We start from the raw sequence: 22,250 nt of genomic DNA, 5'->3' as shown, positions 1-22,250 counted from the left end.
GGAGCGTTTTACGTCCCTACGTATCCGATTAGAATCCTCTTAGTTGAAATTAGAATTTGATTAGAACCGCTTCAATCATTCATTATCATGCGGTACGGAGGTTTAGGCATCATATCTTCCGTGGTAAGTGTCGGAGGAAATTTAGGATAGATAAGTTCCAGCCAGCGCAAATCTATAGGGCCAGGGACCTCTTCCACCCGTACACGGGCAATCCCCTTCTTCTTGAACCCGAGCAGCTTCGCAGCGCCGGAGGATACGTCAATAATCCGTCCCTTGCGGTGTGGACCGCGGTCGGTGACGCAGACTATCACGCTTTTCATATTCTCAAGGTTGGTGACACGCAGATAAGTACCGAAAGGATAAGTGCGGTGGGCGGCAACCATCTCGTCCTTATCATGGATACGGCCGCTCGATGATTTCCGACCGTGAAAACGTTCATGGTAATAAGAAGCAAACCCCTCCTCCTGTCCCCATACGCCTCCTGTGCTTTGCAAAGCAATCAGCAACAGGATGATATGGAACAAGCGGAAGGGCATGTGCATTATATAACTAATTTGTATTATTGAAGCAACTCTCCGTTATACTCTCCGGTCAACGCACCGAGGAACGCCACAATCTTCGCCGTTTCGGCATCCGAGATACGTTTTCCAATCTGGAACTCATGCATCACCTGGATAGCATCCTCTATTGTGGTTATCGAACCGTCGTGCATATAAGGCGTTGTTAGCATTACATTACGCAGTGTAGGTGTCTTGAATTTATGGCGGTCAGCCTCGTTCTTGGTCACTGCCCAGCGTCCGTTGTCACCATCCGTCAAGCCAGTGCCGCGGTAATCGAAATAATTATCCTTGATACCCATATATTCATACGACTGTCCGCCCAGGTTCATACCGACGTGGCAAGTCGCGCACTTATTGTCTTTAAACAACTGGTAACCTTCCAGTTCCTCGGCTGTAAGGGCATTCTTGTCTCCTTGCAGGTATTTGTCGAAACGGCTCGGTGTAAGCAACGTCTTTTCAAACTCAGCGATAGCCTCCGTTACCGTCGACTGCGTAAATCCTTCGGGGAATACTTCAAGGAAGCGTTTGCTCAACTCCTTGTCTTCAGCCAACTTGGCACAGATTTCGTCGAATGAAGCGCTACCCATTTCCACCGGGTTCAAAGGAGGTCCGGCAGCCTGCTCTTTCAGGTCGGCAGCGCGTCCGTCCCAGAACTGCACGAAGTTGAGTGCCGCATTATAAACAGTCGGTGCATTCACTCCGCCGAACTGACCGTGGATACCTTCCGAGAACTGCTTGCGGTCTACTCCGGCCGTATTCAATCCGTGACAGGTGGCACACGAAACCGTGTTATCACCCGACAGGCGTGTGTCGTGATACAAATCAAATCCTAAAGCAACCTTAGCCGAATCGGTCGGGATAGCAGCCATCAACGGTTGAACCGGTTCGTTGGCAAACTCTTCTGCTACGGTAGGCGATACATAATTGTTCTTACGGACATCTTTCGCCCAGGCGATAATGACCGCTTTTTCGTCGTCATTCAGGCTGGTTCCCCAGTGCACTGTGTAATATTTGGCTGGGGGCATCGAACCGCTCAGGGCAGTGTTCTCCACTTTCGCCAAATCGACTTCCGACACAGGCTGTCCGTTATCCAGTGCTGTTAACATCGCTGTAAGGTCCAGATAATGTGTACCTTCTTTCATATCAGCCTGTACAACCGGACCGATAACCGGCAACTTTCCATAAAAAGGAACATTTGCGGTAGCCGAGTGACATTCCATACATCCGTTGTTGCGGATAATCGAAGCTACCTGTTTTGCCTTGTCGCCCTCATGTTTCTTGTACTCATTGGATGAGCACGAAGGCATTGTCAAAGCCAACGTAAGCAGTCCGGCAGGAAGTACCGCCATCTTACTAAAACTAGTGTTACGCATAATTATTGGTTGTTTGAGATTTGTTTCCTGCAAAAGTAGATATATTTATTAAGATATCTTCACAAGATTGATAAGTTTTATTTATGGCAAGATAGGCTGTGTCTATATTACTTCGTCCGCAATGATTCTCCCATTGGTACAATACTGATAAATTTCGTCCCAAACGATAATTGTGCAAAACAGTTTCTTCTCCTGTCCTGTTTTTTATATAGCTTTGCAACACTATGTATAACAATTAAAGCAAAAAGAAAATGTTTAAGAACAAAGCTTTGTGGATTACAATTGCCATTATCGTGGTCCTTTTATTTGCCGGTTACTCTTGGGTAAAAGGCACTTACAACACAATGGTTACACAAGATGAAGGAGTAAAAACTGCCTGGAGCCAGGTGGAGAACCAATACCAGCGCCGTATGGATCTTATTCCTAACCTGGTAAATACAGTCAAGGGATATGCAACGCATGAAAAGGAGACTCTGGAAGGTGTGGTAAGCGCCCGCGCCGAGGCGACCAAAACAACCATCGACCCATCCAACCTGAACGAAGAGTCGATGAAGAAATTCCAGGCTGCGCAAGGGGAACTGAGCAGTGCCCTCTCCCGCCTGATGGTCGTACTGGAACGTTATCCGGACCTGAAAGCCAATCAGAACTTCTCCGAATTGCAGGCACAGCTGGAAGGCACAGAAAACCGTATCTCGGTAGAACGCAAGCGTTTCAACGAAACGGCGCAGTCTTATAATACCTATATCCGCAGTTTCCCAACCAATATCCTGGCCGGTATGTTCGGTTTCCAGCCGAAAGCCTATTTCAGTGCGGAGAGCGGTGCGGAGAAAGCTCCGAAAGTTGAATTCTAATCCGATAAGTTCAGGTAAAGGATGAGAAATCTGAATAGAATACTAACGGGTAAACGTCTGCCGGCTCTATGGTTGGCAGTCTTGCTGCTCGTATCCCTTTTCCCGTTACATCTCTCTGCGGCAAAGGATTACACAGTCGAAACGATACCTAACGTACGCCTTTCCGACCGGAATAATCACGTGAGCAACCCCGACGGAATCATACAGCCTCAGGATGTCGACCGCATCAACCGCCTGTTGCAGATTGTAGAAGACAGCCTGGGAATAGAAGTTGCCGTCGTTGCCGTTGAAAGTATCGGCGATAACGATGCCCGCATGTTTGCCACCGACCTGTTCCAGCACTGGGGTTTGGGGAAAAAGGACAAAGACAACGGACTCCTGATACAGCTTGTTACCGAACCTGCGCAACGCTCCGTCGTTTTCGAGACGGGTTACGGCATAGAAGGAGTCCTCCCGGATGCAATCTGCTATCGTCTGCAACAGAGATATATGATTCCGGACCTGAAAGCGGGTGATTATAGTGCCGGTATGCTGAAAGGCGTAGCCGCCGTAAAGCAATACCTGATGGCAAGCGATTATGAGCGTGCCGCCATGACGGGAGGAAACACAAACAGGCAGTCGGAAGGCGATAATCTTTTCCTGTGGTTATTCATGATTATGATGATTGTATTTCCTGCCGGAATCTTTATTCTTGTATCCTTCCTCAAATATCGTCCCCGTATCTGTCCCCGTTGCGGACAGAAGACGCTGGTATATGTCGGCCAGCAAGTTATACAGAGGGCTACTTACCAGTCGGAAGGACTGGCAGAAGATACGTACCGTTGCAAGAATTGCGGTTATACCGAAAAGAAAAACCGGAACATCAGCCGGCTAAGACGTAGCACAGGCCCTATCATCATTGGTGGTGGCAGACGAGGCGGAGGCTTCGGAGGTGGTTTCGGTGGCTTTGGCGGTGGTGGTGGCGGTTCCTGGGGCGGAGGACGCTCGGGAGGTGGCGGTTCCATCAGCCGTTTCTAAACGCCAGGTCCCTGACTTCTAAAGTACAGGTCCAGACAAACTAACACAAAGGTCAGGACTCACTAATACCAGGGTGTACAGGATAATCGATTATGGTGTACACCTTGGCTAACTACCCTGTACAGCCTACCGGAGTAAGGTGTACAGGGTAGTTTTACGTTATTACTACTCTTGAATTAGTTTCTATGCTTCTTTGAGATAAAAGATAAAGGGAAACGAGCTAGTTGTTAACTATTCATTTCCCTTTTATATAAGTAAATATTTCTCTCTACACAAAAGTTTCCGGATTTTATCTGCCATCTGTCATATTCACTCGTATATAACTGTCTACAAATTACTTACAGCATTGCAAATAAAAGTTCTATTTGCAATATCGTCTGTCATCTGTCATCCGGTGAAGGCTTATTCCTACAACTACTTCTGCCTTGCCATCTGTTGATAATAAAGCGCTCATGCATACAAGTGAACCCGCAAAGGCTTTTGAACGAAAAAACTCTTATTCTTCACGGATATAGTATTCCGACAGGATATCCCGTACCTTTTCCGGTGTAATTCTTCCGTAGACTTTACCTCCTATCGTCACTACGGGAGCCAGTCCGCAAGCCCCGACACAACGCAGGCAGTCCAGAGAAAACAAACCGTCGGGGGTGGTCTCTCCTATCTTGATTTCCAGTTGACGCTGAAATTCGTCCAGTACTTTCTCGGCTCCCCGCACATAACAGGCGGTTCCCAGACAGACGGAAATAGGGTATTTCCCTTTCGGAGTCATGGTAAAGAACGAATAAAAGGTGACTACACCATACACACGGGATACGGGAATATGCAGTTCGGCTGCTACCATTTCCTGCACTTCGCGGGGAAGGTAACCGAAGATTTCCTGTGCTGCGTGCAGGATATTGATTAGCTCGCCGGGGTCGTTGTCATGCTCTTTGCAAATGGCATGCAGTTCGTTTACTTTCGGTTGGGGCAAATGTATCTTTTCCATGGTTTATTCGTCTTTATCGGTTTCCAAAAACATATTGACTACTTCTTTGCGGTCGAAGTAATGAGTATGCAGTAATTCATGCGCCTTTGGTCCGCAGGGTTCGCCCAGGTATTCTTTATATAACTGCTGAATATACGGATTCTCATGGCTTTTGCGGAGCGGTTTGCTTTCGTCTTCGCTGTAAAGGGCGGCGGCACGTTTACGCAAAACATCCATCCTTCCCTGATGGAAGGGTTGCCCGCCACCTCCGATGCAGCCACCGGGGCAGGCCATTACCTCGATAACATGATAAGGAGACTTTCCGCTTTTTACTTCTTCAACCAGTTTACGGGCATTACCGAGACCGTGGGCGATACCTATCTTCACAGGAACGCCGTCAAAGTTAATCGTTCCGCTACGGATACCTTCCAGTCCGCGCAATTCCTTAAACTCGATTCGTTCGAGCGGCTTCTTCGTATATAGTTCATAGGCTGTACGGCAGGCAGCTTCTATAACTCCCCCGGTAGTTCCGAAGATAACTCCGGCACCGGTCGATTCACCGAGAGGATGGTCGAAGTCGCTGTCGGGAAGTTCGTTGAAGTTTATATTGGCATAACGAATCAGACGGGCCAGTTCACGGGTATAGATGGAAATATCTACATCCGGATTTCCTTCTACGGCAAACTCCGGACGGCTGGCTTCATATTTCTTTGCCAGGCAAGGCATGATGGAGACAACAACTATATCTTTACGGTCTACTCCCAGCTTTTCTGCAAAATAACTTTTGGCTATGGATCCGAACATCTGTTGCGGGCTTTTGGCTGTAGACAGATTATCACGCAACTCCGGGAAGTGCTGCTCGACAAAGCTGACCCAACCGGGACAGCAACTGGTCATCATCGGTATTTTCACATCTTCATCCCCTGAAAGATATTTGCTGAGACGCTGAAGAAGCTCCGTTCCCTCTTCCATAATGGTCAAGTCGGCCGCAAAATCAGTATCAAAGACATAGTCAAAACCTAACTGGCGAAGAGCCGATACCATCTTTCCGGTAACCAATGTGCCCGGCTCACAGCCGAAGTCACGTCCGAGGGCGGTGCGTACAGCCGGAGCAGTCTGGGCTATCACAATCTTAGCCGGATTAGCCAATGCATCCAATACGGGCTGCTGGGTATTGCGGCCGCTCAAGGCATTTACCGGGCAGACGGAAACACATTGTCCGCAATAAGAACAGGTACTTCCGGCGATATCACGCTCAAAGGCTGTAGAGACGGCTGCGTTGAAACCGCGGTTGACGGCCGTCAATGCTCCTACTGTCTGAATATTGTTACACATCGTTTCGCAACGGCGGCACATGATACATTTATTCATGTTACGGACGATGGAAGGAGAACGGTCTATCTCAAAGGTGGATTGTTCTCCTTGATACCGTATTTCACGGATACCCAGGTCGTGGGCTATTGTTTGCAGTTCGCAATATCCGTTGCTGCTACAGGTAAGGCAACCGGCCGGATGGTTGGACAGAATCAGTTCCATCACTGTCTTCCGGGCATTCATTACCCGGGGAGTATGGGTCCTTACAACCATTCCTTCCGTACATTCCATCTTACAAGACGGGGCCAGGTTACGGCGGCCTTCAATTTCCACTACACAGATACGGCAGGCGCCGGGATTGTTCTCGTAATGCAAATCTTCGAGTTTCATGTGGCAAAGTGTCGGGATACGGATTCCCATGCTCTTTGCTGCGTCGAGGATGGTAGTACCTTTCGGGACTTCCACTTCTCTGTTATCTATTGTTAGTTTTATGTTTTCCATATCTTTTCTGTCAACTGTCAATTATTCACTGTCAACCATTTAATGTACGTAAATAGCGTCGAACTTACATTTCTCTATACATGACCCGCAACGGATACAAACATCCGAGTCGATAGTATGGGGAACCTTCCGGCTGCCGGTAATGGCATGTACCGGACAGATTCGGGCACACATCGTACAGCCTTTGCATTTCTCCGGATTGATAAAATACTGGGTAAGTTCGCGGCACTGGTGGGAAGGACAACGTTGTTCATCGACATGTGCCAGGTATTCGTCATAGAAGTTATCCATGGTGGAAAGGACAGGGTTCGGAGAGGTCTGTCCCAGTCCGCAGAGAGCGGTATCCTTTATAACCATGGCCAGGTTACGCAGTTTATCGAGGTCTTCGAGAGTTCCTCTGCCCGATGTAATCTTTTGCAGTATCTCATGCAGCCGTTTATTTCCAATTCGGCAAGGGGCGCATTTGCCACAGGATTCTTCCACGGTGAAATCCAGATAGAACTTAGCCATCGCTACCATACAATCGTCTTCATCCATCACAATCATACCACCCGACCCCATCATGGAACCGGCCGCTATCAGGTTATCGTAGTCGATCGGCAAGTCCAGATGCTTTTCTGTAAGACATCCGCCGGAAGGGCCTCCGGTCTGTACGGCTTTAAATTTCTTTCCGTCTTTTATTCCCCCGCCGATACCGAATATCACCTCACGAAGCGTCGTTCCCATCGGGACTTCAATCAGACCGACATTGTTTACTTTTCCAGCCAGGGCAAAGACCTTGGTTCCTTTGCTCTTCTCCGTTCCTATACTGCTGAACCATCCGGCTCCTTTCAGCAGGATAACGGGGATATTGGCGTAGGTCTCCACATTATTTACATTGGTCGGACAACCTTTATATCCATGTTCACTGGGGAATGGCGGTTTAACTGTGGCTTCACCGCGTAACCCTTCCATACTATGTATCAGGGCTGTTTCCTCTCCGCAAACAAAAGCACCGGCACCATAACGTATCTGAATATCGAAAGAGAAGTCTGTACCAAATATCTTTTCTCCTAAAAAGCCATATTCCTTTGCTTGTTGTATCGCTATCTTTAAACGTTCTACGGCCAGCGGATATTCGGCCCGGATATAGACAAGTCCTTTACTGGCACCGGTACAGTATCCGTTGATAGCCATCGCTTCCACAATGGAATGCGGGTCGCCTTCCAGGATAGAACGGTCCATGAACGCTCCCGGATCGCCTTCATCGGCATTGCAGACTACATATTTCTGCAGAGCCTGCACCTTGCGGGTAATCTGCCATTTGAGTCCGGTAGGGAAACCACCGCCACCTCGGCCCCGCAATCCGCTATCCAGAATCTCTTTAATCACTTCATCGGGCGTCATCTCGGTCAGGGCTTTTCCTAAAGCTATATAACCGTCGCGGGCAATATATTCGTCAATGTTTTCGGGATTGATAAAACCACAGTTACGCAAGGCTATACGCAATTGTTTTTTATAAAAGTTGATGTGTTTGGAGTCGAGTATCTGTTCGTTCGTTTCAGGGTTTACATAAAGCAGCCGCTCTACTTTACGTCCTTTTATCAAATGTTCGTTTACAATATCGTTCGCATCTTCGGGAGTAACCTCCACATAAAATGTATTATCCGGAATCAGTTTCACTACCGGACCTTTCTCGCAAAAGCCGAAACAACCGGTACGGATTACCTGCACACTCTCCTGTAATCCGTTCTCCCTGACAGCCTCTTTCAGATTTTGAAGTATGAGTTCGCTTTGTGATGCACGGCAGCCTGTACCGCCGCACACCAGAATATAGTTGCTATATTGTGCCATTATGTAAGTATTTGTATTGGTTTGTTATTCAGGTCCGACCGCGTTGTAGTTGACCGGTATGATGTCATCCAGCAAAATTCCCTGTTTGATGTAACAGGTTATAATCTCGTCAACTTTGGCTTTGTTGACACGACCAAATACGATCGGTTCTTTGCCGGGAACAGTAATCTCTACTGTCGGTTCTGCATAGCAATAGCCCATACATCCGGTTTGAGTGACCAGGGCATCTACACGTTCCCGGTCAAGAGCTTCAATAAAATAACTCATAACTTCTTTGGCTCCGGCTGCAATGCCGCAGGTTGCCATGGCAACTTTTATCTGAACCATTTGCTCGGGATTGTTACTTTTCTCGCGTAAGTCGAGGGAAGCGCGTAAAGATTCGCGCATCTTCCGAAGGTCATCTAACGTTTTTACTTTGTTCATCATCGTACACATTTAAGGCATTATTACCACATGGGTATGACGCAAACATACGTATTTCTGTTTAAATTACGGCTGTGTTTTATCCTAAAAATAAAAAAGATTTACTTGTCTTCCACCGCTCGGGTTTGAAGGACTTTGGAGTTTGGCGGCACACTGTGAGTTAGCCAAATGTTACCGCCTATCACTGAACCTTTTCCAATCGTAATACGTCCCAGGATAGATGCATTGGAGTAAATAGTTACATAATCTTCAATGATCGGATGGCGGGGAACGTCGATAGGCAATCCTTCTTCATCCAGCGTAAAATTTTTGGCTCCCAAAGTAACTCCCTGGTACAAACGGACATGATTACCGATAATGGCTGTTTGTCCCACCACGATACCGGTACCGTGGTCTATACTGAAATATTCTCCAATCTGCGCCCCCGGATGAATATCGATACCAGTCTCGGAATGGGCCATCTCCGTGATAATACGGGGTAACACAGGGACACCCAGCTTTAATAATTCATGGGCAACCCGTTGATGAAGAATAGCATGTACAGCCGGGTAACAGAAGATTATTTCGCTAAGGCTCTTTGCTGCCGGGTCACCATCCAGAATAGCTTTGACATCTGTTGAAAGCAGATATTTAATATGAGGTATCTTATTTATAAAGTCTATCGCAATCCGGGATGCCCGGTCCTTTGAATCGCAGCAACGGTCTACTTCAAAGCACAAACCATTATATATCTGTTCGTGGAGCAAATCATAGATTTGTTCCAGATATACCCCTGTATAATATTGAATAGAATCAACCTGTGCCTCCTGCTCGGAACCGAAGAACCCCGGAAAGATAACTTTCCGAAGCAACAACATAACTTCCCGAAGCGAAAGAACAGAAGGCGATGGCTTCTGATGCAGCGGAATATATTTATACTCCGGCAGATCGGAAGCCGACAAACGTTCTACGTTTTTTTGTATCTGGTTTAAGATATCAGTCCTGTTCATATCGATTCTATTTTTGCGGCACATCCCATAAAGGATCGTACGTCTTCAAATAAGAAGAATAATAATTGATCAAGAAAATGTATATGGTATCATTCAACAAGAATATCCTATAATCGACAGGCGTATTAGTCAACTTTTTAGGGAAACTGGACATTTTGGACCAGTCTTTCGTTGTCAAATTAAAACGCCAAATAACACCACCATTGTCTATATAGTATAAGCAATCTTTGAACAAAACACCCGAACAAACATTTTTCATCTCAGGCGGAACAACAGCTAACGGCTCCGATCCCCAATCACTCCAATCGCCCGAAGTATTAATCCACAATCCCCGTTCATCCGGACCATCTTCCGGTTTATTGCCCAGTCCGACAAATACACTATCACCAGAAGTAATAGAAACGCCAGCCTTTATAGGAACCGGAAAATTTCCACAACCGGTCCATTCCTGATTGACCATATCATACCGATATATGGTATCCCGCACAGCCAGATTGCCTTCACCAAGACTTTCTCCTCCGATTAAGATGATTGAATCTTTATAAACAAAACTTGTCGGAAAGATACATTCCATCTTCTTATCAGTTTCCAATGAAGCAAACTGAGTCCAAGTATTACTACTATAAGTATACAATTCAGTATACCATCTAGCACTTGTAATTCCGGCAACAGAGTAAACATTATCATCCTGTGTACAGACGGAAATACCATACGCATTCTCTTTATAAGAAGCTAAAGCGGCCCATTTATTTTCACTCGGACTATAACCGTAAAGATCTTTAACATACCCGGTACCAGAAGATCCTCCCAAAACATATATCTGATTATTCGCACAGAATGTAGCAAACTCAACACGTCCGGTTCCAGGGAAAGTAGCCAGGTCATTTCCGAATATTGAAGGAGTCGTAAAAGACTTGACCTCATTACTTGGAGTATCACCTGATTCATTGGTTGCATAAGCCCTGACAGAATAAGTCTTACCTCCCTTCATTCCCTCAATAGAAATATTAAATTTCTTATCTTCATCAAGATCAGCAGTGGTAAACTCTTTTTTCCCTTCATAATTTTTCGGACCAGGGGCAGAGGTAGAAGAATAATAAATAGCTAATTTAGTCACAGGAGTTTTCCCTTCACTTTGTAATTCTCCACCAATAGTAACAACTCCTGCATCCATGACATAAGTTGAAGGATCATTGAGAAATATAGTCGGGAGATCTCTCTTCGTTACAACTCTGATCGTATCATTACTGTATCGTGTTCCGAAAGCATTTGTTGCATAAGCAATAACATAGTAATTTGTTGCCGCTTTCAAGTTCTCTATCCGAGCTTCAAAGAAATTATCATTCCCTAAGGAAAGGGCTTGAACTGTACTGTCTTCCTCAATATTCGGTCTTCCTGGCGTTTTAATATCTGTCCCCCAGCAGAAACCGAACTCTTTAACAGCAGAATCTCCTTCACTAATCAGTTCTGCTCTTAAATCTACATAATCATATGCAGCTTCTCCCTTGATACTGATACTGCCTAATTTAGGGAGACCGTCTTTTGTTGTAAATTTTACTTTACCATCAGAACTGAATGTTCCAAATTTATTCTTCACATAGGCTTCTACAAAATACTCCGTATTGGGTTCCAATCCTTTAATAGTATATACTAAAACACTGTCATCCCAAAGTTCTACACCTCTCTCTCTATTGAATGTCGTATCTTTTTCCGCATTAAATAAACGGAAACCATAGTCTTCATAATCACCTTCCCCTTTCTCCGCTATGATACCTTTTACATCTACCGAAGTAGCATCAACAGCTTCATCATCAATAACCGATGTCTTGACCCTACCGGTACCGGGATTTGTATTGACTTTAATCGTATCTCCATAGCTGATGCCAACTCCATTAATCGCATAAGGACATATCATGTAAGTTTCACCATCCGTCAGTTGACTTATCGTTAAGCTATATGTTCCTTTACCCTCTTTTTCTTCATCAGTAACTTTTCGGGTGCTGGAACTTTTTTCTTCCCAATACTGAAATCCGCGTTCAGTAACCGGAGAGCCGTTTTCCTTCTTTATGGTAGCTTTAGCAAGAATCGTTGTCGCCGTCTTTGTAATGTCATCTCCACTAAACTTTTCAAACTCTGGTTTCAATGCATTTTGCAATCCGGTATTCATCTCCGGATCTTCCAAACAACCAAATAATAGTAAAGATAATATAGTTATTAAAAAGTATAATTGTTTCATAAGCCTATCAATTAAAAGAATACACCAACACCTGCATTCAAATCTACATATTTAAAGTTCAAAGTATTACATCCGGCACTAACAAACACAGAACCGAATTTTACCATAAAGTCTAAGTCTACAACAACTCCTTCATGAGAGTAATCTGTATTTTTAGCCCAGTCGTTTTTCTGTATACTAACATCATCCCAACTGGTCGTTTGATATTCACATAACAATTCCCGCTTGCCATATCCCAAACCGACAGAAGTATATAGCCAGGGAGTACATTTAACGACAAGGCCGGCAGAGGCAGCTAAACTGTTCACTTTCTTTTCGTTTGTAAATCTCAAAGATGTGTTGTCCGGATAATTTACAAATTCACCCGTTCCCCGGCATTCATAGGTATAGTTATCAAATGACATATTGGTTTTAAAACGAGCGTACCAACCGAACCTTTCCCCGACACCTCCAACGGTTAACCCATAAGGAGCCTCTATTGAAAAAGCATAACCGACAAAGAACTTCATGGGTTCTCTCGGCTTTTTTTCTTTTTGGGGTATATAAGAGATCAGCTCCATCGGCCGGCGAAGTTCTTCCAGACGATTACTCCAACTTCTGGCACGCTCCTCATTAGCCTGCGTCCCGATGCCTTCCGTATAATAATGGATCAATTGCGATATAGCTGTAGTATCGCTCTCTATTGTCGCTTTGTCTCTCAGGCAATCAAAACATCGACTCATCAGGCTACGCATGGAAGGACGCATTTTCTTATTGTTTTTCCATATAGTTGTCAATTGATCAATGCTATACGAATCACATTGTATGACACCCTCTTCATACCACATTGTCGCCATCCTGTAATCCTGACGCTTCATTGCCTCGTCGCCTTTTCTGTTATATTCAGTTTGTTGCTGTGCCATCATATATCCCGGCAGCACTGCAACAAATAAGATAAATATCCAAAGTCTTTTCATAAATACAATTAATAATAATCCGGTAAACGTTCACTAATCATTATACCTTCTGCATTATAAATATCGAACAGATCATCCTCTCTAAGAAACGCCCTATACCCTTGTTGGGTTTGATAGGCAGCCAAATACTTACATTTGATACGTTCTCTCGCATTGGCATCTATCGCCCCAAACTTTTGTGTCTCCTTTTTCTGAACGATCATGAGTTCCCCAAAAGGCTTCACTTCATCATACAGTGCTTTTCTGCCAGCCAAAAGTATCTCTTCTTCTTTGACTTTACGTTTTTCAATCAGACTAATCAGTTCATCTGTCATTTTGATCCTGGCAGCCTTACTGAAATCAGTACCGGCATCGGCAATCTCTTCTGTTGCTTTTATAAAATCAGCCGCATCACTGGATGCATCCGATGCTGCCATTTTATTTTTGCCGGAAGCGATCAATGCTTCAAACTCTGCATTCATCTCTGCTTCAGTAGGAACTGATGGTGCTGTTACCGGCTGCTTTATATCGTTACCGACGGGTTCGACTTTCTGCTTTACAGGATCGGTCTGTTTCGGAGTCGTTTCCGGTTTAACAATCGTCTTTTCCTGTGAGTCCGGTCGAACGCTGGCATTCTCTTTCTTTGATTCAGATTCAGTTTCAGATTCTGCTTCAACAACTCCCGAAGTATTGCTTTCGTCAATAACAACAGGAACAGTCGATTCTGATACAGGATTATTATTCCCTTCCGGAACAGAATTCAAAACTTCAGCAACAGGAGGAACAGCTTTACTGCGCTGCACCAAAAGAGCCACCGCTGAACCTATACTTGCAAATATAATAATTAGTAAAGAGATTAACGTTACTTTTCTTTTTTTCTTTTTAGGTACTGCCGGTATATCGACGTTATTCAGTACAGTCTCATCCCCCTCATCCTTTCCGGATTGAGGCAAACGGGTCGTAAACAGAATCGTTGTCTCATCTTCTTCGAAATATTCGGGGGAAGAAATATCTTTCTTTATCTCCTCTTCTTCAACTTCGGGAAAATCCAATGCAGCCAGCATTTCCGACATTGACTGGAAACGGTCAGCCGGAACAATCTCCATCGCTTTGATAATAGCCGCTTCCGTTTTTGCAGAAATGGATGGATTCAAATCCCGGGGAGAAGGCAACGGACGTGCTGCACGAAGAATGGATTCTGTGGGAATCTTCCCCGTCAGCAGATTATACATGGTCGCTCCCAACGAATAAATATCCGGGCAAGGGGAAAAACTTTGCGTGCCTTCATTATCATATTGTTCAATAGATGCAAACCCTTTCGATAAAGTTAACATCGTGGTACTCGTTTCCTGCTGCTCGATATCATACCGTTTACTCACACCAAAGTCAATCAGACGCGCTTTCCCGCTCTGATCAATCAATATATTGCTGGGTTTGATATCCAAATGAAGAATATTCTTCTCATGGACAAACTGAAGGGCCTCTCCTATCTGACGCATATATCTGAGAACTCTCGCTTCAGGCATTATACCCTCCTTATCCATCTTATATTTCAGACTATTACCTGAAATATACTCCATAGCAATATAGGCCGTGTCATTTTCTTCAAACACTTCCAATACATTCACAATATGGGGATGATGAACATCGGACAGGATTTTAGCTTCTTTGATCAGTTTCTCTTTAAACTTCTCAAAAAGAGCCCTGCCCGTTTCAGAATGGACCTTGACAGCGAAAGAGTCAGGATCTCTGTAACAGTAATCTTTAAAAAAATATTCTTTTACACATATAGGAACTTCCGTTTTGATCGTTCCTAGCGGTCCCTTAACTTCTGTATACCAAACGCCTTTGTAAGTTATACCAAAGCCGCCCTGACCAACTACATGAGTAAGTCGATACTTTCCGTTTTGAAGAGGATATCCGTTTGGCAAATTCATAACTTTCTCGCGCTATTCTTTTTAATCTGCCAAAATTACGTTATTTATATAAAAGAATAAAGGAAAGAGAGAATATTTTGTTTTATTCCGATAGATTCACCTACATTTTGAACTGGTAAAATGTAAAAAGAAAAGTTATCTCTGGTTTTTCCGCAACAGGCAGCCATAATACCGTCTTTGATGTCTTCCGGATTGTTATAAGTGGAGAAAATAGAAGAAAGATCTTCGTTTTTAAGTCTTTCCAACACACCATCGGTACACATAAAGAAATAATCGCCCGCTTGTATATCCTTTAAAAGGACTACATCGGCTTCTGTCGGATGTTCCGATCCCTGTATGGCACGAATTATTACGTTTTTTTGCGGATGGGTCAATGCTTCTTCTTTGCTTATTTTCCCCAGTTTGACAAGCGAATTAACCAGCGAATGGTCTTCTGTCTGATAAATAATTTCCCCCTGGCGGAACTGGTAAATACGGCTATCTCCAATATGTGCCAGTGTTATTCCCGAAGCTCCGACTGAAACCATCGTTAATGTGGTAGCCATACCCTTTGCTTCCGGATGGTTTTTCACATAATCGTCAAAGCGTGCCTCCGTATAACCGACAGCTTTATTAACAAACTCTTCGGTAGGTTCATCCTCTAAGAAGGTGGAAAAGAATGTCTGAAAAGATTCACAAGCTAATGAGCTTGCAATCTCCCCTTTTTCTGAGCCGCCAACACCGTCGCAGACCAGAAATAATTTCTGATTGGAGTTTACCCTTTCCGGTAAGGGGTAAATAGAATCCTCGTTGTTTTGTCTACCGCCTTTTTCACAAACGGCCCAAGGCTTGCCAATCGTTATATCCATAGCACGAACAGATTTTATTCATTAAAGCGGAGAACCGTATGGCCGATAATGATCTCGTCATTGTTCTTAAGCACTACGACCTCTCCATTTTCAAGGTAATTGCTATTATATAACGTATGGTTTTTACTATTATTGTCAGAAAGAAAATGTTTATACCCTCCTTTCGGGTCTTTTTTAACTTCTATTCGTATATGTTCCCTGCTCATCGACTTATCAGCCGTTGCAATTCCTATTGTAGCGTTCGAAGCGTTAGATTTACGACCAATGATTGCAATACCTTCATTGAGAGGGAAAATTTGTTCCGGTGTAGCCGAATCTCCAACAACTGTAAGCTGTCCCGTACCATTCGAAACCGGATTGACAAGAATTGTATCCTGATCCGCATCAAGTCCTTGTTTTCCCAGTTGAAGCAAAGAGACAGGAATCGGTTGTTTACACTTCGGACATTTAAAGGAGGTCAGATCGAGGGGAAGTTTCCCCTCGTCTACCTTTAATCCTACGTGACAATGTGGACATTTAACTGAAATCATAGCATAAATGATAAATCTGCTCCGTCGATATCAGTTGAGAAAGTATCATGCACGTCTGCATCCGACAAGAATATTGTGTCGTCAGATAATGTAATAAAATCTGAAACATCCATATTATCGTCATCAATCATTACGATACCAGATAAATCGTTTTCCCCATCCACATCTACAACTACCGCATCACTAAATACGGAGTCGTCACTGTCTAGTGTAACAAATGTGTATTCCTCCTCTTGCATACTGGTTTGAATTAAAATTATTCTTTCTGGAAACAAAAGTAGGAAAAGTAACGGATTAAATTAACATCTAATATTCTCTTATAATCAAAGGTTTGGGTTTTATGTACAAACTGTCCGCTTTTGAGATACGAAACAACTTATTCACTGACCCACTTTGCTTTACAGGAAGAAACAGGACATTGTTTCCTGTTCCTCAGAGATTCCCAGGGAATTTCACCCAGAAAAGTACCGCATTTAGGACATACGTAGTCTATTTTAAACCGGTTTGCAATGTCCTGAAGCTGTTGAGGAGTCTTGGAAGCCTGCTTTGCCCCCAAGTAAATGCCTATCGTCGGGGCACAGATAGTTATAAACAAACTTATAGCCAAGAACTCCGGACTTCCTTTGCCCAGAAATCCGATCACAACGCCTATCACACCGGGCAGCGCAAAAGGAAGAGACTGAAATAGTCTGGTTTTAAACTGGTTAGCCGACTGTATCTTAACTTTTTCTTGAACATAATCGTCATACACTTTCTTCAGTGCTGCAAACTCTTCACTATAATCATTATTATATTTAAGCGCTTCAGTCAAGTTCAGCACATACCCGGTCCCAAGAATAATCTTGTCCGTTGGTGTAATACGTTTCTTGACGATCTGTGAACCATTGACGAAAGTTCCGTTTGTAGAGCCGAGATCTTCCAACAACCAACAGCCATGATCCTCACGAACCAGACAAGCATGATGTCTGCTAACATGAGGATCATTCACTATAAAATCATTATCTTCAGCTTTACCGATTTTAATCTTCATATTTCACTTCCTTTGGTTCTTCCGGTTTACCCATTTCCTTTTCCAGCGATTCTTTTAGTACTTTTAAAGGATCTTTGGATATTATAAGTTCCCTGGGCTTGCCTTCTTCTGTCAATAATAACAGTTTTTGCTTGGGTAAATTGATTTGCAGGATATGATTTTTATTGATGATGTGACTTTTTCCAACTCTCATTAATATCTTGTTGCATCCCTCTACCTGCTTCTCCAGTATCTCTTCTATCTTACCGATATTAATCGCAAACGTAAACTGGATTCCATTGGATAATAGTAATTTAGTATAATTTCTATCAGCTTCAAAGTAGAGTATCTGCCCTATCTTTATCCGTAACAACTCATCCCTCGTCTTAATTATTAAATACCGCTCCATACGTTGATATTGTTTTTTTAATTTTCATCAAGTAACAAATATACGGCATTTTATCTTTACCCCGGCTATATTTTATAAAGAAATATAAATGGGAAGAGGAATATTTGCGGAAAATATTCCTCTTTCATTCCTGAATACTAAGCATTTTGATGAAAATAAGTTATCTGTTAAATTTCAACTGCTTTGCAGATATAGTTTTAAACAGGAAACTAATCTCACTCCAAAGTAGGATAAAGAGGATTGCCTGTTTCATCAACTTCAGTCCAGTTTTTTACATTCACACTTGAAAATGTAACGGTGTTTCCATCGATTATTGCACTAAATAAATATGAATTACCGGCTTTTAATGCACCGTCGGGAACAGGAACATCAACGGTGTAAATTCGTGATGCACTTTCTCCGTTTGCCATTATCTCCAATGTCAAAGACATCGGTTCGGATGTTTCCAGCGGGAGCATGATATACTGAGCCAGAAAACCATTTATACCCATTTTGTCCGGTCTGTCGAATGTAGTTGCCGGAGGTATGGTTCCCGTTGCCAAATCCATGCTTGCTCCCGGTTCTGGCGGAGTGATCGTTGCTGAAATTAATTTGTTTAACTGAATGCTTTCTCCTTCCGATATTTCAATAACCACTTGTGTCGCTGCATGCAAATAAACAATCGGTATATTGATCTGTGAACTTGCCACATCCAGATTCGGATTATGCCACCAAAGGTAATCGATCCCATTGAATAAAGGTTCTGATTTTCCTGCTGAAAATTTAGACGGTATAGTAGAAAAATTATCCGATACTGCATAAAAATCAAAAATACCGTTTCCCAGATACATTTTATATCCATCCACTCCGGTTAATACTCCGGGAGCAGAAGTGATGTATAATCCCTGTGCCGAAGGAGTTCCTTTTGTCCCGTTTTGGGTAGAGGGTTCAAATACTAATACTTTGCTTTTTATTCCCTGATTCATGGGTGACATTGCACGTGTCATCAAATTACGACCTTCAATTGAAGCATTGAAAGTCACCAGATTAGTTCCTTCCGTATTATTCCCTCCCGAAGGTTTATTCTCATCACCGACCTCCAGGATTATTGTGTTTTTGGAGCATCCGGCAAAGAAGAAGATCACATAGATTAATACCAGCAATTGTGTTGTTTTGAGTAATTTAGTTTTCATAACCAGCCATTTTATAATTATTCGTCTATATAATACATTTTAAAACCTGTTTTGGTTCAAATGAGTGGCGGATATGATCTTATTTAATAAAAAAAGAGAGATACTCCATTGGATGGAATATCCCTCTTTTATCGAAGGTATAAAACCTACATTCGATTTAATTCTTCATTTTTGCATTAATTGCGCGCACTAAACGCGTCTGAATCTTCATTAAGGCAGCCAGGTCCTCAGTTTCGAAATCGATATCAGAAATCTTAGTCTTTGTTTTCTGTTCTACAACTTCTTCTCCTTTCTTAGAACCATTTTCAATGTCCTTAACTAGCTCATCCAACTGAGCTTTAATTTTCCCAATCTTCTTTGAATAATTTACTGTACGTGCCATATAATTCTTTATACATTAATGGATAATATAAAATCATTAGTACAAAAGTAATTATTATTTGAAAATAAAGAAATAAATAACCAATAATACGTACATTTTAAAACGAATTAAGAAGGATATTCAAAGAAAATACCCTTCTTAATCGCATTATTTATTATTTTTTCAGATCAATCCTCAATAGCAGCCTGTGCCGCGGCAACACGAGCAATAGGCACACGGAACGGAGAACATGATACATAATTCAAACCTACTTTGTGGCAGAACTTAACTGAAGACGGTTCGCCGCCATGTTCACCACAGATACCACATTTCAGATCCGGACGGATAGCACGTCCTTTTTCCGTAGCCATTCTTACCAGCTGACCTACTCCATTCTGGTCTAATACCTGGAACGGGTCTACCTTCAGGATCTTCTTTTCCAGATAAATCGGCAGGAAGGAAGCGATGTCGTCACGGGAATAACCGAATGTCATCTGAGTCAAGTCGTTTGTTCCGAATGAGAAGAACTCGGCAGAAGAAGCGATACGGTCGGCTGTTAAGGCTGCACGAGGAATTTCGATCATTGTACCTACTTTAAAGTCGATACGGTCTCCTACTTCGGCAAATAACTTTTCAGCAGCAGCACGGATTACCTTTTCCTGTTCTTTAAATTCATACAGAATACCGGTCAGCGGAACCATAATTTCCGGTTTAGCCACAATACCTTCTTTCTTCAATTCCAACGCAGCACCTAAAATAGCGCGTGTCTGCATTTCAGTGATTTCAGGATATGTATTACCCAAACGGCAACCACGGTGGCCCAACATCGGGTTATGTTCGCAAAGCGATTCAACACGCTGCTGAATTTCTTTTACGGAGATACCCATTGCTTCAGCCATTTCTTCCTGACCTTTCTGATCGTGAGGAACAAATTCGTGCAAAGGAGGATCGAGCAGACGAACGGTAACAGGCAGATCATGCATAGCCTTGAAGATACCCTTGAAGTCTGCTTGCTGATAAGGCAGAATCTTCTTCAATGCATTCTTGCGTCCTTCGGCATCTTCCGCCAGAATCATTTCACGCATTGCTTTGATCTTTTCGCCTTCGAAGAACATGTGTTCCGTACGGCATAATCCGATACCGCTTGCTCCGAATGCACGGGCAATCTCCGCATCATGAGGAGTATCTGCATTTGTGCGAACCTGAAGTTTGGTATATTTATCGGCCAGCTTCATTAATTCAGCGAAATCATCTGACAATTCAGCAGCCTGCGTTTCGATTTGTCCTTCAAAGATTTCTCCGGTAGAACCATTGATAGACAGGAAGTCACCTTCTTTCAGCGTGATACCTCCTACTTCGATTGTTTTTTTCTTGTAATCGATATTCAAACCACCGGCTCCCGATACACAGCATTTACCCATACCACGGGCAACAACGGCAGCATGAGAAGTCATACCTCCACGAGCTGTCAGGATACCTTCAGCAACAGCCATACCGGCCAAGTCTTCCGGAGATGTTTCGATACGAACCAAAACGATCCGCTTACCGGCAGCGTGCCATTCGGCAGCATCGTCAGCAAAGAATACGATCTGGCCGGTAGCAGCACCCGGAGATGCAGGCAGACCTTTTACCAATACTTTTGCTTTCTTCAACGCAGCTTTATCGAATACCGGGTGAAGCAGTTCATCCAGTTTATTCGGTTCGATACGTGCCAGAGCAGTCTTTTCGTCAATCATTCCCTGATGCAACAGATCCATGGCAATCTTTACCATAGCAGCACCAGTACGTTTACCGTTACGAGTCTGAAGGAACCACAGTTTACCTTCCTGTACGGTAAATTCCATATCCTGCATGTCGCGGTAATGATTTTCCAGTTTCGTCTGCAAAGCATCCAGTTCCTTATAGATCTCAGGCATAGCCTCTTCCATTGAAGGATAGTTGGCAGCTCTTTCTTCTTCAGGAATACCGGCGCGTTCAGCCCAGCGTTGTGAACCGATTTTAGTAATCTGCTGCGGAGTACGGATACCGGCCACAACGTCTTCACCCTGTGCATTAATCAGGTATTCACCGTTGAACAAGTCTTCACCGTTACCGGCGTCACGAGAGAAACATACACCGGTAGCGGAAGTTTCACCCATATTACCGAATACCATAGCCTGAACAGTTACGGCTGTTCCCCACTCTGCCGGAATACCTTCCATCTGGCGGTACAGGATAGCACGTTCGTTCATCCATGAGTTAAATACGGCACAGACAGCACCCCACAACTGTTCGTAAGCACAAGTCGGAAAGTCGCTTCCTGTTTGTTTCTTTACTGCGGCTTTGAACTTTGTAACCAATGTCTTCAAGTCGTCGACAGTCAGTTCGTTGTCCAGCTTCACCCCTTTGGCTTCTTTCACCTCTTCGATGATTGCTTCGAACGGGTCGATGTCTTCCTTGCTGGTCGGTTTCATACCCAAAACCACATCACCGTACATTTGTACAAAACGGCGATAAGAGTCCCATGCAAAACGAGCGTTACCGGTTTTACGTGTCAACCCTTCTACTACTTCGTCGTTCAATCCCAGGTTCAGGATAGTATCCATCATACCCGGCATAGAAGCGCGTGCTCCGGAACGGACAGAAACCAACAACGGGTTTTCTACATCTCCGAACTTGGAGTTCATCAACGTTTCTACATTAGCAATAGCTTTTTCAACGTCCGACTTCAGTAGTTCTACGACTTTGTCCTGGCCCAGTTCATAATATTCCGAGCAAACTTCTGTTGTGATAGTGAATCCCGGAGGAACCGGAACTCCAATCAAATTCATTTCGGCAAGGTTTGCACCTTTACCACCCAGCAGATTTCTCATATCTGCTTTTCCTTCGGCTTTTCCATTTCCGAATGTGTAGACTCTTTTTCTTTCCATATGTCAGACAGTATTATGTTTATTAGATTTCAGTTTTGCTATCTCTACTTTGCAATGCTGCAAATATATGCTATTTCAG

General features: G+C 43.7%; 20 protein-coding genes. 2 read left to right on the top strand and 18 right to left on the bottom strand.

The window, feature by feature from the left end; all coding sequences use genetic code 11:
- Positions 1–71: 71 nt before the first annotated feature.
- Both NBH14_RS09680 and NBH14_RS09675 read right to left on the bottom strand, forming a co-directional pair.
- Complete coding sequence (locus NBH14_RS09680) at positions 72–536, bottom strand: septal ring lytic transglycosylase RlpA family protein (RefSeq protein ID WP_186959382.1); 465 nt, start codon at positions 534–536, stop codon at positions 72–74.
- 23 nt (positions 537–559) lie between these two features.
- Positions 560–1,933 (bottom strand): cytochrome c peroxidase, encoded by a 1,374-nt coding sequence (locus NBH14_RS09675; RefSeq protein ID WP_186959324.1) that lies wholly within the window; start codon positions 1,931–1,933, stop codon positions 560–562.
- Positions 1,934–2,184: 251 nt separating this feature from the next.
- On the opposite strand from NBH14_RS09675, the gene NBH14_RS09670 reads away from it, so the two are divergent.
- Positions 2,185–2,784, top strand: coding sequence for a LemA family protein (locus NBH14_RS09670; RefSeq protein WP_007656758.1), 600 nt, complete (start codon positions 2,185–2,187; stop codon positions 2,782–2,784).
- 21 nt (positions 2,785–2,805) lie between these two features.
- Positions 2,806–3,801, top strand: a complete 996-nt coding sequence (locus NBH14_RS09665; RefSeq protein WP_186959325.1) for a TPM domain-containing protein — start codon at positions 2,806–2,808, stop codon at positions 3,799–3,801.
- A 496-nt stretch (positions 3,802–4,297) separates the two neighbouring features.
- Here the strand turns inward: NBH14_RS09665 and NBH14_RS09660 are convergent, their stop codons facing one another.
- The 16 genes from NBH14_RS09660 to ppdK form a co-directional block, all read right to left on the bottom strand.
- The gene (locus NBH14_RS09660) at positions 4,298–4,786 is read right to left on the bottom strand and encodes an NADH-quinone oxidoreductase subunit NuoE family protein (RefSeq protein ID WP_007656762.1); all 489 of its coding nucleotides are present in this window, start codon (positions 4,784–4,786) and stop codon (positions 4,298–4,300) included.
- Positions 4,787–4,789: 3 nt separating this feature from the next.
- On the bottom strand, positions 4,790–6,580 hold the full coding sequence (locus NBH14_RS09655; protein ID WP_186959326.1) for an NADH-dependent [FeFe] hydrogenase, group A6: 1,791 nt from the start codon (positions 6,578–6,580) through the stop codon (positions 4,790–4,792).
- 39 nt (positions 6,581–6,619) lie between these two features.
- A complete protein-coding gene (locus tag NBH14_RS09650; protein WP_186959327.1) occupies positions 6,620–8,413 on the bottom strand; it encodes an NADH-ubiquinone oxidoreductase-F iron-sulfur binding region domain-containing protein in 1,794 nt (597 codons plus the stop codon).
- A 24-nt stretch (positions 8,414–8,437) separates the two neighbouring features.
- A complete protein-coding gene (locus NBH14_RS09645) occupies positions 8,438–8,836 on the bottom strand; it encodes a (2Fe-2S) ferredoxin domain-containing protein (protein WP_007656771.1) in 399 nt (132 codons plus the stop codon).
- Between the two features lie 101 nt (positions 8,837–8,937).
- Entirely contained in the window at positions 8,938–9,825 is an 888-nt protein-coding gene (locus NBH14_RS09640; RefSeq protein ID WP_010803101.1) for a serine O-acetyltransferase, read from the bottom strand.
- 7 nt (positions 9,826–9,832) lie between these two features.
- On the bottom strand, positions 9,833–12,061 hold the full coding sequence (locus NBH14_RS09635) for a Kelch repeat-containing protein (protein ID WP_186959328.1): 2,229 nt from the start codon (positions 12,059–12,061) through the stop codon (positions 9,833–9,835).
- Positions 12,062–12,072: 11 nt separating this feature from the next.
- Positions 12,073–13,017: a hypothetical protein gene (locus NBH14_RS09630; RefSeq protein WP_186959329.1), complete on the bottom strand. Its 945-nt coding sequence runs from the start codon at positions 13,015–13,017 to the stop codon at positions 12,073–12,075.
- A gap of 8 nt (positions 13,018–13,025) precedes the next feature.
- Positions 13,026–14,933, bottom strand: a complete 1,908-nt coding sequence (locus NBH14_RS09625) for a serine/threonine protein kinase (RefSeq protein ID WP_186959330.1) — start codon at positions 14,931–14,933, stop codon at positions 13,026–13,028.
- A 44-nt stretch (positions 14,934–14,977) separates the two neighbouring features.
- The gene (locus NBH14_RS09620) at positions 14,978–15,781 is read right to left on the bottom strand and encodes a PP2C family protein-serine/threonine phosphatase (protein ID WP_186959331.1); all 804 of its coding nucleotides are present in this window, start codon (positions 15,779–15,781) and stop codon (positions 14,978–14,980) included.
- A 14-nt stretch (positions 15,782–15,795) separates the two neighbouring features.
- Complete coding sequence (locus NBH14_RS09615) at positions 15,796–16,311, bottom strand: FHA domain-containing protein (protein WP_010803097.1); 516 nt, start codon at positions 16,309–16,311, stop codon at positions 15,796–15,798.
- A complete protein-coding gene (locus tag NBH14_RS09610; protein WP_007656785.1) occupies positions 16,308–16,550 on the bottom strand; it encodes a hypothetical protein in 243 nt (80 codons plus the stop codon). The genes NBH14_RS09615 and NBH14_RS09610 overlap by 4 nt, the downstream gene beginning before the upstream one ends.
- Before the next feature lie 137 nt (positions 16,551–16,687).
- Positions 16,688–17,341, bottom strand: coding sequence for an FHA domain-containing protein (locus tag NBH14_RS09605; RefSeq protein WP_007656786.1), 654 nt, complete (start codon positions 17,339–17,341; stop codon positions 16,688–16,690).
- Positions 17,331–17,729 carry a LytTR family transcriptional regulator DNA-binding domain-containing protein gene (locus NBH14_RS09600; protein WP_186959332.1) on the bottom strand — a complete coding sequence of 133 codons (399 nt, stop codon included), beginning with the start codon at positions 17,727–17,729 and terminating at the stop codon, positions 17,331–17,333. Before NBH14_RS09600 ends, NBH14_RS09605 begins: the two co-directional genes overlap by 11 nt.
- A 215-nt stretch (positions 17,730–17,944) precedes the next feature.
- Entirely contained in the window at positions 17,945–18,901 is a 957-nt protein-coding gene (locus tag NBH14_RS09595; protein WP_128133356.1) for a fimbrillin family protein, read from the bottom strand.
- Between the two features lie 157 nt (positions 18,902–19,058).
- Positions 19,059–19,283 (bottom strand): hypothetical protein, encoded by a 225-nt coding sequence (locus NBH14_RS09590; RefSeq protein WP_128133357.1) that lies wholly within the window; start codon positions 19,281–19,283, stop codon positions 19,059–19,061.
- A gap of 167 nt (positions 19,284–19,450) precedes the next feature.
- Positions 19,451–22,171 (bottom strand): pyruvate, phosphate dikinase, encoded by a 2,721-nt coding sequence (gene ppdK / locus NBH14_RS09585; RefSeq protein WP_186959333.1) that lies wholly within the window; start codon positions 22,169–22,171, stop codon positions 19,451–19,453.
- Positions 22,172–22,250: the final 79 nt, after the last annotated feature.

Source organism: Parabacteroides caecihominis (assembly GCF_023656785.1).
GTDB lineage: Bacteria > Bacteroidota > Bacteroidia > Bacteroidales > Tannerellaceae > Parabacteroides > Parabacteroides segnis.
The sequence above is the reverse complement of the archived record's forward strand: the minus strand, read 5'-3'. Positions and strand labels throughout refer to the sequence as shown.

Bases quoted from the DNA above. Each gene is read 5' to 3' on its own strand.
- NBH14_RS09680 (WP_186959382.1), bottom strand. From the start codon at position 536: ATGCCCTTCCGCTTGTTCCATATCATCCTGTTGCTGATTGCTTTGCAA.
- NBH14_RS09630 (WP_186959329.1), bottom strand. From the start codon at position 13,017: ATGAAAAGACTTTGGATATTTATCTTATTTGTTGCAGTGCTGCCGGGA.
- NBH14_RS09650 (WP_186959327.1), bottom strand. From the start codon at position 8,413: ATGGCACAATATAGCAACTATATTCTGGTGTGCGGCGGTACAGGCTGC.
- NBH14_RS09645 (WP_007656771.1), bottom strand. From the start codon at position 8,836: ATGAACAAAGTAAAAACGTTAGATGACCTTCGGAAGATGCGCGAATCT.
- NBH14_RS09670 (WP_007656758.1), top strand. From the start codon at position 2,185: ATGTTTAAGAACAAAGCTTTGTGGATTACAATTGCCATTATCGTGGTC.
- NBH14_RS09655 (WP_186959326.1), bottom strand. From the start codon at position 6,580: ATGGAAAACATAAAACTAACAATAGATAACAGAGAAGTGGAAGTCCCG.
- NBH14_RS09600 (WP_186959332.1), bottom strand. From the start codon at position 17,729: ATGGAGCGGTATTTAATAATTAAGACGAGGGATGAGTTGTTACGGATA.
- NBH14_RS09640 (WP_010803101.1), bottom strand. From the start codon at position 9,825: ATGAACAGGACTGATATCTTAAACCAGATACAAAAAAACGTAGAACGT.
- NBH14_RS09615 (WP_010803097.1), bottom strand. From the start codon at position 16,311: ATGATTTCAGTTAAATGTCCACATTGTCACGTAGGATTAAAGGTAGAC.
- NBH14_RS09660 (WP_007656762.1), bottom strand. From the start codon at position 4,786: ATGGAAAAGATACATTTGCCCCAACCGAAAGTAAACGAACTGCATGCC.
- NBH14_RS09590 (WP_128133357.1), bottom strand. From the start codon at position 19,283: ATGGCACGTACAGTAAATTATTCAAAGAAGATTGGGAAAATTAAAGCT.
- NBH14_RS09605 (WP_007656786.1), bottom strand. From the start codon at position 17,341: ATGAAGATTAAAATCGGTAAAGCTGAAGATAATGATTTTATAGTGAAT.
- NBH14_RS09625 (WP_186959330.1), bottom strand. From the start codon at position 14,933: ATGAATTTGCCAAACGGATATCCTCTTCAAAACGGAAAGTATCGACTT.
- NBH14_RS09610 (WP_007656785.1), bottom strand. From the start codon at position 16,550: ATGCAAGAGGAGGAATACACATTTGTTACACTAGACAGTGACGACTCC.
- NBH14_RS09635 (WP_186959328.1), bottom strand. From the start codon at position 12,061: ATGAAACAATTATACTTTTTAATAACTATATTATCTTTACTATTATTT.
- ppdK (WP_186959333.1), bottom strand. From the start codon at position 22,171: ATGGAAAGAAAAAGAGTCTACACATTCGGAAATGGAAAAGCCGAAGGA.
- NBH14_RS09675 (WP_186959324.1), bottom strand. From the start codon at position 1,933: ATGCGTAACACTAGTTTTAGTAAGATGGCGGTACTTCCTGCCGGACTG.
- NBH14_RS09620 (WP_186959331.1), bottom strand. From the start codon at position 15,781: ATGGATATAACGATTGGCAAGCCTTGGGCCGTTTGTGAAAAAGGCGGT.
- NBH14_RS09665 (WP_186959325.1), top strand. From the start codon at position 2,806: ATGAGAAATCTGAATAGAATACTAACGGGTAAACGTCTGCCGGCTCTA.
- NBH14_RS09595 (WP_128133356.1), bottom strand. From the start codon at position 18,901: ATGAAAACTAAATTACTCAAAACAACACAATTGCTGGTATTAATCTAT.